We start from the raw sequence: 12,311 nt of genomic DNA, 5'->3' as shown, positions 1-12,311 counted from the left end.
GTCTCCCCGGCACGCTAGCGACGGCGTACGACAGTTTCGCCGGGTCGGCGGTCAGGCCGGCGGCGGTACGTCGGTGAAGTGCTCGACCACCGGCGGGGCCGCGAAATAGGGGCCGATCAGGGAGCGCCAGGTGGTGTACCGGTCGGTGGCCCGGAAGTTCTCCAGGTGGGCCTGGACCGAGTCCCACTCGACCAGCAGCACGAACCGGGACGGCGACTCGATCCCCCGGGTCATCCGGACCGACCGGCATCCGGGGGTGCCGGCGAGGGTCGCGTGACCCTTGGCGTACGCCTCGGCGAACGCCTCCTCCTGACCGGCCAGCACGTCGATCAGGGCAACCTCCAGCACCATGATCGCAGAATGGCACGGACGGGCCCGGGCCGGTCGATCGGGGTATACCCGTTCCGCCCGCCGGTACCTACGGTAGGAACTCCAGAGGATCTTGCGGGAGGTGCGGCATGCTCGACTGGCTGACCGGTGCGGCGTTCACCGTGGCGGGGACGCCGACCAGCCGGGCCGAACTGCTCGGCTTCGCGACCGGGGTACTCAACGTCTGGCTGCTGGCCCGGCAGAAGATGTGGAACTGGCCCGTCGGCATCGCCAACGTGCTGCTGCTGATGGTGCTCTTCTGGACCGCCGGCCTGTACGCCGACGCCGGTCTCCAGATCGTCTACGTCGGACTCGGCCTGTACGGCTGGTGGGCGTGGCTGTTCGGCGGTGCGCAGCGGAGCCGGCTGGTGGTCGGCCGGACCGACCGTCGGGAGTGGACGGTGCTGGTCGGCGCGGGCGCGGTACTGACGCTGCTGCTCTGGCTGCTGCTGGACCGGGCGACCGACTCGACCGTGCCGCTGCCGGACGCGGTGACCACCGCGCTCTCCCTGATGGCGACGTACGGCCAGTGCCGCAAGCGGGTGGAGAGCTGGTGGATCTGGATCACCGCTGACCTCGTCTACATCCCGCTCTACGCCTACAAGGGGCTCTACCTCACCGCCGGGCTGTACGTGGTCTTCCTCGGGCTCTGCGTACTCGGGCTGCGGAACTGGCGGGCCGACCTGCGCCGGCTCTCGGCCGTCGCCGCCCGGCCGGTGGCGCCCGGCCCGGCCCCCGCCACCCCGTGACCGTGCGGGACACCGGCAACCCTTCCGCCGCCCCGCGGCCCGGCCGGACGGCCCGGGCGACCGCGCGGAACACCGGCACCTTCCCGGCAGTCGCCCGCGCCGGGCGGGCCGCGGAGGCGGCGGATCCGGTGGCGGCGGCGGACCCAGGACAGGAGGTCGCGGGCCGGCCGGAGTTCGGGCACGGGCTGGTGGTGGGGAAGTTCTATCCGCCGCACGCCGGGCACCACGCGCTGATCGCCGAGGCGGCCCGGCGGTGCGCCGCCGTCACCGTGGTGGTGGCGCCGTCCCGGCGGGAGTCGATCCCGCTGGAGCTGCGGCTGGACTGGTTGCGTGAGGCGCACGCCGCCGACCGGCACGTCCGGTTCGTCGGCCGGTACGACGATCATCCGGTCGACTACGCCGATCCGGCCGCCTGGGACGCGCACTGCGCGGTGTTCCGGGCGGCGGTCGGACCGGCCCGGGTCGACGCGGTCTTCTCCTCCGAGGCGTACGGCGCGGAGCTGGCCCGCCGGTTCGATGCGGTGGACGTACCCGTCGATCCGGCCCGGGCCGCCGTACCGGTCTCCGGCACGGCCGTCCGGGCGGATCCGGTGGCGCACTGGGCGATGCTCAGCCCGCCGGTTCGGGCCTGGTTCGTCCGCCGGGTCGTGGTGGTGGGCGCCGAGTCCACCGGGACCACCACGGTCGCCGAGGCGCTGGCCCGGCACTACCGCACCTGCTGGGTACCGGAGTACGGCCGGGAACTCACCGCCGCCAAGCTGGCCCGGCTGCGGAGTACCGAACCTGATGCGACGGTCTTCGACGTGGTCTGGGACCGGGCCGACTTCGAGACGGTGGTCCGGGAGCAGCAGGCCGCCGAGGACGCCGCGGCCCGGCGCAGTGGGCCGCTGCTGATCTGCGACACCGACGCCCGGGCCACCGCGGTCTGGGAGGAGCGGTATCTCGGCTCGACCTCACCCCGGGTCCGGGCCGCCGCCCGTCGACCCGATCTCTATCTGCTGACCGACCACCACGGGGTGCCGTTCACCGACGACGGCCTGCGGGACGGTGCGCACCTGCGCGGCTGGATGACCGAGCGGTTTCGGGCGGTGTTGGCCGATTCCGGGGTACCCGTGATCGAACTCACCGGTCCGCTTCCGGACCGGCTGCGGACGGCGATGCTGGCCTGCGACGGGTTGCTGGCGGCGGGTTGGTCCCTCGCCGACCCGTTGCTGCCCCGGCAGTGCACCTAGGTTCCTAGGATGATTTACCGGTGGTGAGCCAGGCGCCCCGACAGGGGGAGATGCGCGACGGGCGGGGAATGGTGAACAATGGCGCTGTAGGAGGGGAGTATTCCTTCGCGACGGTGTCGTCAACACGGTCGTCGGCCGGTAGACCGGTACGAGGACCCGGCACCGTAGGTTGTCGCCGCGGCGTCTCCGCGTGGCGATGGCGGAAGAGACCTCCGACAGTCACCACCGTCTACACCGCCTGACGCGCGTCATCCGCGTGCTGACGGCGGTGCCGCGTGCCTGCCGGAGGAGTGCCTTGAACGTGTCCGCCTGGGTGTGGGTCGTCTCGCTAGTCGTACTGACGGCGATCCTGCTACTTGATCTCTTGATCATCGGTCGACGACCGCACGAGCCGAGTCTGCGGGAGTCCGGCCTCTGGGTCGGCTTCTACGTCGGCCTCGCGATCGTCTTCGGGGTCGGTCTGGCCCTGACTACCAACGGCACCGTGGCCGGGGAGTTCTACACCGGCTGGCTCACCGAGTACAGCCTCTCGGTGGACAACCTCTTCGTCTTCGTGATCATCATGTCCAGGTTCGGCGTGCCCCGGCAGTACCAGCAGAAGGTGCTGCTGATCGGCATCGTGCTGGCGCTGGTGATGCGGGGTGGCTTCATCGCGGCCGGCGCGGCCCTGATCAACCAGTTCTCCTGGGTCTTCTACATCTTCGGTGCCTTCCTCATCTACACGGCGATCAACTTCTTCCGCCAGGGTGAGCCGACCGAGGACGACTTCAAGGAGAACATCCTGATCCGCTGGAGCCGGCGGGCCCTGCCGGTCTCCCGGGACTTCTCCGGCGCTCGGCTCACCATCCAGGAGAACGGCCGCCGGCTCTTCACCCCGATGCTGATCGTGCTGATCGCGATCGGCACCACCGACCTGGTCTTCGCGCTCGACTCCATCCCGGCGATCTTCGGGATCACCCAGGAGCCCTACCTCGTCTTCACCGCCAACGTCTTCGCGCTGATGGGGCTGCGGCAGCTCTACTTCCTGCTCGGCGGGCTGCTCGACCGACTGGTCTACCTCAACATCGGGCTCGCCGTGGTGCTCGGCTTCATCGGCGTCAAGCTGGTGCTGGAGGCGTTGGCCGGCAACAACCTGCCGTTCCTCAACAATGGCGAGCACATCAGTTGGGCGCCGCACATCCCGATCTGGCTCTCCCTCACCATCATCCTGGGTACGCTGGCGATCGCCACCGTGGCCAGCCTGATCAAGTCCAGCCGGGACCGCCGGACAGCCGAGAAGGTGCCGGTCGCCTGAGCTAAGCGCCGGAGCGGCGGGTCAGGGAGCGAACCCTCTCCACCTCCCCCTGGGCCGGGGTGGCCAGGGGGAGGGCGGGGCCGAGGTGCCTCAGGTGGGAAAGGGTTCGGTGACCCGATGCGCGCCGACCAGGGTCGCGGCCCGGTCGGCGGGCATCGGTTCCTCCAGGACCCGTCGCTTGGTGTAGCAGGCGTGCAGCATCCGCCGGTCGCCGTCCGGCCCGGGGCGGGCGGTGACGATGCCGATGTGGTGGACCGGCCGGCCGGGCCGGGCGAAGAAGTAGAGGTCGCCCGGGCGTTCCGCGCCGAGCGGCACCGGAGCCGTCGCCGCGACCTGGTCGTCGGCGTCCCGGGGCAGGCGTACGCCGAAGCGCCGCCAGGCCAGGTACACCAGGCCGGAGCAGTCGATGCCGTACGCCGAGACGCCGCCCCAGAGATAGACCACGTCCCGCAGTCGACTGGCCACCGCGAGTACCTCGGTCGGGCTGGGTGGCCGGATCGGTGCCGGGGCGAGATGGCTGTCGGGCGCCCAGAGCGGCTGCCCGTGGTCGGGGACCCGGACCGGGCGCCAACCGGCGCGGGCCGGACCCGCGCTGGTCAGCCGGGTACCCAGGATCACGCCGGGCAGCACCACCGCGCCGGACGGGGCGTCGTGTAGCCGGGTGACCGTCGCCGCGACGACCAGGTCCGGCGGTGCCGGTGCCGGCTCGACGGGCTCGACGAGCTGTTCGAGCGGGAGCCAGCCCGGATAGCCCCGGGGGTCGAGCCTGGCCGCCGGCTGCTCCACCGCGACGACCCGGACCCAACCGTCCGGGCGGACCTCCTCGACCAGCACCCGCTCGCCGAGCAGGAGCTGACTGAGCACGCAGTCGCCGTCCCGCTGGTCGACGGTCATCCCGGAGATCCAGCCGGCGATGTCGGTCCGGCGGGACAGGGCCGGTGCGTCCACCGGGCGGACGGCCTCAGGGCCAGCCCACAGGGTGGCGACGCCGACCCGGACAACGGCCTCGCGCCCCGCGCGCAGCACCATGTCAGTACCACCCGTCCTCGCCCGCTCTCGCCCGAAACCATATGAAAATTAGCGCCGTACTGCAACAGGCGGCTGAATGTTGCCTTCATAGTGGTGCGGTGCGGCCGGGACCGGCGGGGCGACGGGGATGGGCGGCGTCAGGGCGTCGGCGGCGGCGTACGGTGCAGGCCGGCGATGCCGAGACCGGGAGCGTCGGGCAACACCACGGTGGCGTTCTCGTACCGGATGCCACCCTGCACCGGAGACCAGGCCAGCCACCAGGCGGCGTCCAGGTCCGACACGGCGCTGGTGCCGTAGGCGGCGACCAGGCTGGCGGCCGCGCCGAGCCCGATCTGACTCTCCATCATCGAGCCGACCAGGGTGCCGAGGCCGTGCTCGGCGGCCAGTTCCAGCAGCGTCCGGGCCGGCCCCAGCCCACCGCACTTGGCCAGTTTCACGTTCACCATGTCGGCGGCCCGCCGCTGGATCACCTCGACCAGGTCGCGCAGCCCGTAGACCGACTCGTCGGCCAGGATCGGCACGTCCACCCGCTCGGCCACCCAGGCCAGTCCGGCGATGTCCCGGGCGTGCACCGGCTGCTCCACCAGCTCCACGTCGAGCCCGGCGTCGGAGACACCGCGGATCACCCGGACCGCCTCCCGGGGCGTCCAGCCCTGGTTGGCGTCGAGTCGGATCCGGGTCTGCGGGCCGGCGGCGGCGCGTACCGCCCGGATCCGGGCCAGGTCACCCGCCGCGTCCGTGCCGACCTTCACCTTGAGTACGTCGAAACCGTCGGCGACCCGCTGCTTCGCCGCCCCGGCCAACTCGACCGCGTCCCCGGCCGACAGCGTGACGTCGGTGGCGACCCGCCGGGACGTCCCGCCGAGCAGCCGCACCAGCGGTACGCCGAGCCGCCGGGCCGCCAGGTCGTGCAGCGCCACGTCCACCGCCGCCTTCGCCGCCTCGTTGCCGACCACCGCCCGCCGTACCTCCGCGCACCTGGCCACCAGGTCGTCCGGGTCACGCCGGGTCAGCAGCGGGGCGAACACCTCCTCGACACAGGCCCGTGCGCCGCCGATCGACGCCCCGGTCACCCGCCACACCTGGGGTGCCTCGCCGAACCCGGACCGCCCGTCGGCGTCGACCACCTCCACCACGAGGGTCTCTACTGTGGAGGTACGGCGCAGTGCGGTCACGAACGGGGTGTGCAGCGGAGCGGAGAGCCGGTGGGTGCGAACCGAGGCGATCGACATGCAGGCACCATATCGGCCGTCGGGTCAGCCGACGGTCCCCAGACGGTGCCGGGCGGCCCAGACCAGGGCCGAGACCCGGGCGATGAGCCGACGGGCCCGCTCGTCCCGGTCGTCGCCGGCCGGGCCGGTGTCGCCGGCCGGCGGCACGGTGGTGCAGACCACCACGGTGTACGGGGGCGCGTCGTCCGGGAAGACCACGCCGGCACCGTGCCGGACGCCGCGTACCCAGCCGTTCTTGTGCGCGATCCGGGTGCCCGGCGGCAGCCCGGCGGCCAGGTCCTCCCCGCGCTCCTGCGCGAGCAGCACGTCCAGCATCGCCGCGCAGGTGCCGGGGGAGGCCAGTCGGGACCGGGCGATCGCGCCGAGCAGCCCGGCCAGGTCGGCGGCGGTGACCTGGTTGTCCAGTCCGGCGTCCCGGGCGGCGAAGTCCTCGATGCCCCGCTGGGTGCGGCTGTGCCGGGCACCGCTGTCGGCCCACACCTGGGCGACGGCGGGCAGCCCGACGTGCCCGAGCACCAGGTTGGTGGCGAGGTTGCTGGACCGGACGATCATCCGTTCGGCGAGCCAGCCCAGCGGCGCGGTGCCGCCGAGCCGGGCCCAGACCGCCTCGTCGTTGTCGTAGTCGGCCGCGCAGCAGAACCGGCCCGCGCCCGGCCGGGCCGAGTCGAACTCGTTGACCACCGGCACCGGCGCGTCCAGCTCCACCGCACCGGCCCCGGCGGCCCGGTGCAGGGCGGCCAGCACCGCCACCTTCATGGTGCTGGCCGCGTAGTGCGGGGTGTCCGGCAGCCGGGTGTACGCGGGCCGGCGGCCGAGCCGACCCGCGTAGACCGAGACGCTGCCGGCGACGGCCGCCAGCTCGGCCTCGAGTGCGTCCCAGAGCATCTGCGCAGCGTACGACCGGACTCAGCCGGCGTGCTTGCGCCGGGCGGCGGCCCGGGCCCGGGACGGTGCGTCCAGTACCACCTTGCGCAGCCGGATCGCCACCGGGGTGACCTCGACGCACTCGTCCTCGCGGCAGAACTCCAGGGCTTGCTCCAGGGAGAGCTTGCGCGGCGGGATCAGCTTCTCGGTCTCCTCGCTCGTCGAGGAGCGCATGTTGGTGAGCTTCTTCTCCTTGGTGATGTTGACGTCCATGTCGTCGGAGCGGGAGTTCTCACCGACCAGCATGCCCTCGTACACCTCGGTGGACGGCTCGACGAAGAGGGTGCCGCGCTCCTGGAGGTTGAGCATCGCGAACGCGGTCGCCACCCCGGACCGGTCGGCGACCAGCGACCCGGTGTTCCGGGTACGCAGCTCGCCGAACCACGGCTCGTACGACTCGAAGACGTGGTGCAGGATGCCGGTGCCCCGGGTGTCGGTGAGGAACTCGGTGCGGAAGCCGATCAGACCCCGGGCCGGGACCAGCCACTCCATCCGGATCCAGCCGGTGCCGTGGTTGACGAGCTGCTCCATCCGGCCCTTGCGGGTGGCCAGCAACTGCGTGATGGCGCCGAGGTATTCCTCCGGGGCGTCGATGGTGAGCCGCTCCACCGGCTCGCAGGTCTTGCCGTCGATCTCCCGGGTCACCACCTGCGGCTTGCCGACGGTCAGCTCGTACGACTCCCGGCGCATCTGCTCGACCAGGATGGCCAGCGCCAGCTCGCCCCGGCCCTGCACCTCCCAGGCGTCCGGCCGGTCGGTCGGGAGGACCCGCAGCGAGACGTTGCCGATCAGCTCCCGGTCCAACCGGTCCTTGACCATCCGGGCGGTGACCTTGGCACCCTTGACCCGGCCGACCAGCGGCGAGGTGTTGGTGCCGATGGTCATCGAGATCGCCGGCTCGTCGACGGTGATCAGCGGCAGCGGCCGGGGGTCCTCCAGGTCGGCCAGGGTCTCGCCGATCATGATCTCCGGGATGCCGGCGACCGCGATGATGTCGCCCGGCCCGGCCGAGGTGGCCGGCTTGCGCTCCAGTCCCTCGGTCATCAGCAGTTCGGAGACCCGGACCCGCTCGACGGTGCCGTCGGTGCGGCACCAGGCCACCGTCTCGCCCTTGGTGATGGTGCCCTGACGGACCCGGCACAGCGCCAGCCGGCCGAGGAACGGCGAGGCGTCCAGGTTGGTCACGTGCGCCTGCAACGGCGCGGCCTCGTCGAAGGCCGGCGGCGGGATGGTGTCGAGCAGGCTGCGGAAGAGCGGCTCCAGCGAGCTGCTGTCGGCCGGCACGGTGCCGCCGGGGGGCTGGGTCAGCGAGGCGACGCCGTCCCGGGCGCAGGCGTAGATGATCGGGAAGTCGATCTGCTCGGCGTCCGCGTCCAGGTCCAGGAAGAGTTCGTACGTGTCGTCGACCACCTCCTTGATCCGGGCGTCCGGCCGGTCCACCTTGTTGATCACGAGGATGATCGGCAGCCGGGCCTGCAGCGCCTTGCGGAGCACGAACCGGGTCTGCGGCAGCGGGCCCTCGCTGGCGTCCACCAGCAGCAGCACCCCGTCGACCATGGTCAGCCCGCGTTCCACCTCGCCGCCGAAGTCCGCGTGCCCCGGGGTGTCGATGATGTTGATGGTGACCGGGTCGGAACCGTCCGCCGGCAGGTAGCGCACGGCGGTGTTCTTGGCCAGGATGGTGATGCCCTTCTCCCGCTCCAGGTCCATGGAGTCCATCACCCGGTCGGTCGGCTCGGCCCGGGCGGAGAACGCGCCGGACTGCCGCAGCATGGCGTCGACCAGGGTGGTCTTGCCGTGGTCGACGTGGGCGATGATTGCGACGTTACGAAGGTCCCCGCGGGTCTGCATGCCCTCCATCCTCTCGCCTGCGCGATCCGGGCCGGCGTCCGGGTTCCCCCTGAGGTAACCCCGCTCTCGGCGGGAATCGCTGTGCCATCACACCACGCGGCTGGCATGCTGGCCGGGGTGTTCGGGGGGTCGCCGTGCAGGATGTGTTGACGGTGGTGCGGGAGTTGCCACCGGTGCTGGTCTACCTGGCCGCAGCGCTGCTGGTGGCTACCGAGACGGCGGTGATCGTCGGCCTGGTGATGCCGGCCGAGGCGACCCTGCTGCTGGTCGGCTTCCTCGCGTACGCCGGGATGCTGCGGCTCGGCCCGGCACTGGTGGTGATGATTGTCGCAGCGGTGCTCGGCGACGCGCTGGCCTTCCGCAGCGGCCGGCGGCACGGCCCCCGGCTGCGGGCCGGCCGGTGGGGGAGCCGGGTCGGGGCGCAGCGCTGGGCGAAGGCCGACGCGATGCTGGCCCGGCTGGGCGGGCGTGGGGTGTTCGCCGCCCGCTGGGTGGCCTTCGCCCGGACCCTGGTGCCCCGGCTGGCCGGCAGTGCCGGGATGCCGTACCGGCGGTTCGCGCCGTGGAACCTGGCCGGGGTGGTGACCTGGGTCGGCGGTTCGGTGCTGGCCGGCTATCTGGCCGGGGAGTCGTACGAGACCGTATCCCACTACCTGGGCAAGGCGACCGGCGCCGTGCTGCTGCTGATCGTCTTCATCGTGGCCATCGTGCTGGTCGGCCGCTGGCTCGGCCGGAACCCCGACCCGGTGCGGTCGCTGCTGTCCCGGGCGGTCGCCCGGCCGCCGCTGCGCTGGCTCGCCCGGCGGTACGGGGTGCTGTTCTTCCTGCTGTCGATGCACATCGGGCCGGGCTGGACGCTGCTGGCCAACCTGGTCGCCGGGTTGGCGCTGCTCTTCGTGACCGGGCTCATCCTGGCCTGGCTGCTCGACCTGGTGGTCACGCACAGCGGGCTGTCGGTGGTCGACAGCGCGATAGCGGAGTGGTTCGCGTCCCGGCGTACCGAGGGGGTGGCCGAGCTGGCGCACGCGGCGATCGGCGCGCTGCGCGGTCCGGTGCTGATCCTGGTGGTGGCGCTGGTCGCCGCGGTGGTCGGCTGGCGTACCCGGCCGTGGCGGGTCGACCTGCTCAGCGTGCTCGGTACGGTCGGCGCCTTCGTACCGCTGCTGGTGCTGGTCCTGGTGACCGACGTCACCGGGCCGACCAGCGGCGCACCGGTACGGCTGCTGCCGGCCCAGAACGCGGTGGTCGCGGCCAGCCTCTGCACGCTGGCCTGGCTGCTGGCCCGGCAGAGCCGCTGGCCGATGGCGGTGGCGGCCTGGACGGTGGCGGCGGTCGGGGTGGTGACCATCGGCGCGGCCCGGCTCTACGTCGGCTGGAGTTCGGCCAGCGAGACGGTCACCTCGATGCTGCTCGGGGTGCTCTGGACCGCGGTCTTCATGGTCGCCTGGGCGACCCGGGACCGCGCGGTACGCGCCGCCGGGGTTCAGCCCGGTCCGGCCACGGCAAACCGGCCCCGGCCGTCGGCGGGCGACGCCGGGTCGTCGGCGGGCGACGCCGGGCCGTCGGCGGGCGACGCCGGGCCGTCGATGAGCGGGACGGGTCTGCCGGCGGAGCGGGCCGGGACGCCGGCCGTCGAGGAGGCGGCCCCGGCCAGCCGGCCGGTCGAGGCCCCCTGAGGTGTCGGCGTGCCTGTTATGGTGCGCCGGGAGATCTTGGGGGGACTCGATGACCGAGTGGCTACGCAGGACCGGCCTGGTGTCGGGGGCGGTGGTCCTGGCGCTCGCCACCGTGGTCGGTTGCGCCAACGGCGAGCCGGGGGGCGAGGGGAGCACGACCACGGTCGGGGCGGAGACCGACCCGTCCGTCGCCGCCGACCCGGTCGCAGCCGGCGAGCCGACGACCGAGCCGGAGCCGCCGGCCGTGGCGGGGCTCGGCGCCCGGCCGACCCCGTCGGCGACTCCGAGCCGCACCGCGAGCAAGAAGCCGGGGCCGCGGAAGGTCCCCAAGCCGCCGACCGAGACGAAGCTGCCCCCGCCGCCGCCGAAGCCCGAGACCGGCTGCACCAAGCCGCGCTACGAGGGCACCCAGGCCAGCCGGGCCCAGGTCAAGCAGGCCCTGACCGAGGCGGCCGGCCGGACCTACTGGCCGAGTTCGGCGCCGAGCATCCGGGTGCCGGTCGACCTGGTCAAGGCGACCGCCTGGCAGGAGAGCGGCTGGCAGTCGAACATCATCGCCTGCGACGGCGGGGTGGGGCTGATGCAGGTCATGCCGGACACCGCGGCCTTCGTCAACCAGCGCTTCGACCAGTCGTACGACATCGACGCCTACCGGGACAACGCCACCCTCGGGGCGAACTACCTGGCCTGGCTGATCAAGTACATCGGCGACGCCTTCTTCGAGAGCGACTACGGGGTATCCGCCGACAACTGCACCACCGAACTCAACTCCTGCCTGCTGAACGCGGTGATCTCGGCGTACAACTTCGGGCCGGGCGCGGTGGTGACCGACGACGGGCTGAAGATCCCCAACCCGCAGTACGTGCGTAACGTCCGTGCGCTGATGACGGAGTGTGAGTGCCTGGCCTTCTGAGGCTGGCGGCCGGCTGGCCGTCCTTTCCCGACCTCGGGTCGGTTGACCATTGCTTTTGCTCATATTGGCAGCTTGGACGACTGGACTCGGGCCATCGTCGCAGATACGGTCAGTAGTGAACCCCTACCTCCGAGTAAGGAGGGCTGATCGATGCGACTGCTCTGGCTCGCCGACGTGCTCCGGTCCGCCGGTCTCACCGTGCACGAGGTCGGCGGTTGGCGGAGTCGCGGCTCCACATCCTTCGATCCACACGGGATCATGTGCCACGAGACCCGCGGCTCACTGCGCTCCACCGACGCCGGCGAGATCTATGTCCTGCTCAACGGTTCCGCGACCGCGCCACCACCGATAGCCCAGCTCTACCTCTCGCGCACCGGGCACTGGCACGTGATCGCCTCCGGCCGGTGCAACCACGTCCGGGTCGGCTGGGCCGGACCGTTCAAGGGGGTCGGCAACTCCGGCCTGATCGGCATCGAGGCGCAGCACGCCCTCGGCGAGCCCTGGACCGACCGGCAGTACGACTCCTACGTGCGCGGCGTACGGGCGCTGCGCGACCGTACCGGCTGGGGGATCGCCGGCCACAAGGAGCACCAGCCGGCCGGCTACGGACACCCGAGTGTCAAGACGGACCCGAGCTTCAACATGAACCAGTTCCGGCGCGACGTCGCCGCATCGTCCGGAGGGGAGAACATCATGCCGGCACTGTCCGATCAGGAGCAGGAGCAACTGCTCAAGTTCGCCAAGGACAACAACTACCTGCTGTGGCAGGGCGCGCAGAAGCCGGACGGCAGCGGCCGTACCGACATCCGGCAGCACTTCTACACCATCGAGGGGATGCTGACCGAGGTCAAGGCCAACCAGATGAGCATGCTCGGCAAGGACTGGGTCAACGAGCAGCAGATCATCGACGGCGTGCTCAACGGGCTGGGCTCGAAGGACCTCGACGACGCGGCGGCCGCGCTGCGGGCGGCGTTCGGCGACCGGATCGGGGAGCTGGCCGCCAAACTCACCGCGACCTGAGCACCCTCCCCACCTCCGGTGC

General features: G+C 72.1%; 10 protein-coding genes and 1 pseudogene. 6 read left to right on the top strand and 5 right to left on the bottom strand.

What is annotated here, in order from left to right:
- Window positions 1–51: 51 nt before the first annotated feature.
- Entirely contained in the window at window positions 52–351 is a 300-nt protein-coding gene (locus ACSMXO_RS31835) for an antibiotic biosynthesis monooxygenase family protein (protein ID WP_346262991.1), read from the bottom strand.
- Window positions 352–458: 107 nt separating this feature from the next.
- Between ACSMXO_RS31835 and pnuC the strand changes: the two genes are divergently transcribed.
- The 3 genes from pnuC (at window position 459) to ACSMXO_RS31820 (ending at window position 3,644) form a co-directional block, all read left to right on the top strand.
- Window positions 459–1,118 (top strand): nicotinamide riboside transporter PnuC, encoded by a 660-nt coding sequence (pnuC, locus tag ACSMXO_RS31830; protein ID WP_455414954.1) that lies wholly within the window; start codon window positions 459–461, stop codon window positions 1,116–1,118.
- Window positions 1,115–2,350, top strand: a complete 1,236-nt coding sequence (locus ACSMXO_RS31825; RefSeq protein ID WP_455414953.1) for an AAA family ATPase — start codon at window positions 1,115–1,117, stop codon at window positions 2,348–2,350. The genes pnuC and ACSMXO_RS31825 overlap by 4 nt, the downstream gene beginning before the upstream one ends.
- A 295-nt stretch (window positions 2,351–2,645) precedes the next feature.
- On the top strand, window positions 2,646–3,644 hold the full coding sequence (locus ACSMXO_RS31820) for a TerC family protein (RefSeq protein ID WP_346262994.1): 999 nt from the start codon (window positions 2,646–2,648) through the stop codon (window positions 3,642–3,644).
- Window positions 3,645–3,734: 90 nt separating this feature from the next.
- Here ACSMXO_RS31820 and ACSMXO_RS31815 read toward each other — a convergent pair whose 3' ends face one another.
- The 4 genes from ACSMXO_RS31815 to typA all read right to left on the bottom strand — a co-directional run bounded on the left by ACSMXO_RS31815 (window position 3,735) and on the right by typA (window position 8,680).
- Window positions 3,735–4,673, bottom strand: coding sequence for a C40 family peptidase (locus ACSMXO_RS31815; protein WP_346262995.1), 939 nt, complete (start codon window positions 4,671–4,673; stop codon window positions 3,735–3,737).
- A gap of 137 nt (window positions 4,674–4,810) precedes the next feature.
- The gene (locus ACSMXO_RS31810) at window positions 4,811–5,905 is read right to left on the bottom strand and encodes a mandelate racemase/muconate lactonizing enzyme family protein (protein ID WP_346262996.1); all 1,095 of its coding nucleotides are present in this window, start codon (window positions 5,903–5,905) and stop codon (window positions 4,811–4,813) included.
- A 24-nt stretch (window positions 5,906–5,929) separates the two neighbouring features.
- Window positions 5,930–6,790, bottom strand: coding sequence for a serine hydrolase (locus ACSMXO_RS31805; RefSeq protein ID WP_455414952.1), 861 nt, complete (start codon window positions 6,788–6,790; stop codon window positions 5,930–5,932).
- Between the two features lie 21 nt (window positions 6,791–6,811).
- Complete coding sequence (gene typA, locus ACSMXO_RS31800; RefSeq protein WP_455414951.1) at window positions 6,812–8,680, bottom strand: translational GTPase TypA; 1,869 nt, start codon at window positions 8,678–8,680, stop codon at window positions 6,812–6,814.
- A gap of 134 nt (window positions 8,681–8,814) precedes the next feature.
- Between typA and ACSMXO_RS31795 the strand changes: the two are divergent.
- The 3 genes and pseudogenes from ACSMXO_RS31795 to ACSMXO_RS31785 all read left to right on the top strand — a co-directional run.
- Window positions 8,815–10,218: pseudogene (locus ACSMXO_RS31795) on the top strand (DedA family protein); the annotation flags it as partial.
- Window positions 10,219–10,405: 187 nt separating this feature from the next.
- A complete protein-coding gene (locus tag ACSMXO_RS31790; RefSeq protein WP_455414950.1) occupies window positions 10,406–11,269 on the top strand; it encodes a transglycosylase SLT domain-containing protein in 864 nt (287 codons plus the stop codon).
- A 150-nt stretch (window positions 11,270–11,419) separates the two neighbouring features.
- Complete coding sequence (locus tag ACSMXO_RS31785; protein WP_346263000.1) at window positions 11,420–12,289, top strand: peptidoglycan recognition protein family protein; 870 nt, start codon at window positions 11,420–11,422, stop codon at window positions 12,287–12,289.
- The last annotated feature ends 22 nt before the right edge of the window (window positions 12,290–12,311 follow it).

It is taken from the genome of Plantactinospora sp. DSM 117369 (assembly GCF_053764795.1).
The sequence above is the reverse complement of the archived record's forward strand: the minus strand, read 5'-3'. Positions and strand labels throughout refer to the sequence as shown.

What these genes read in the sequence shown, in the direction of transcription:
- ACSMXO_RS31790 (WP_455414950.1), top strand. Translation starts at nt 10,406, where the DNA reads ATGACCGAGTGGCTACGCAGGACCGGCCTGGTGTCGGGGGCGGTGGTC.
- ACSMXO_RS31835 (WP_346262991.1), bottom strand. Translation starts at nt 351, where the DNA reads ATGGTGCTGGAGGTTGCCCTGATCGACGTGCTGGCCGGTCAGGAGGAG.
- ACSMXO_RS31815 (WP_346262995.1), bottom strand. Translation starts at nt 4,673, where the DNA reads ATGGTGCTGCGCGCGGGGCGCGAGGCCGTTGTCCGGGTCGGCGTCGCC.
- ACSMXO_RS31805 (WP_455414952.1), bottom strand. Translation starts at nt 6,790, where the DNA reads ATGCTCTGGGACGCACTCGAGGCCGAGCTGGCGGCCGTCGCCGGCAGC.
- pnuC (WP_455414954.1), top strand. Translation starts at nt 459, where the DNA reads ATGCTCGACTGGCTGACCGGTGCGGCGTTCACCGTGGCGGGGACGCCG.
- ACSMXO_RS31810 (WP_346262996.1), bottom strand. Translation starts at nt 5,905, where the DNA reads ATGTCGATCGCCTCGGTTCGCACCCACCGGCTCTCCGCTCCGCTGCAC.
- typA (WP_455414951.1), bottom strand. Translation starts at nt 8,680, where the DNA reads ATGCAGACCCGCGGGGACCTTCGTAACGTCGCAATCATCGCCCACGTC.
- ACSMXO_RS31785 (WP_346263000.1), top strand. Translation starts at nt 11,420, where the DNA reads ATGCGACTGCTCTGGCTCGCCGACGTGCTCCGGTCCGCCGGTCTCACC.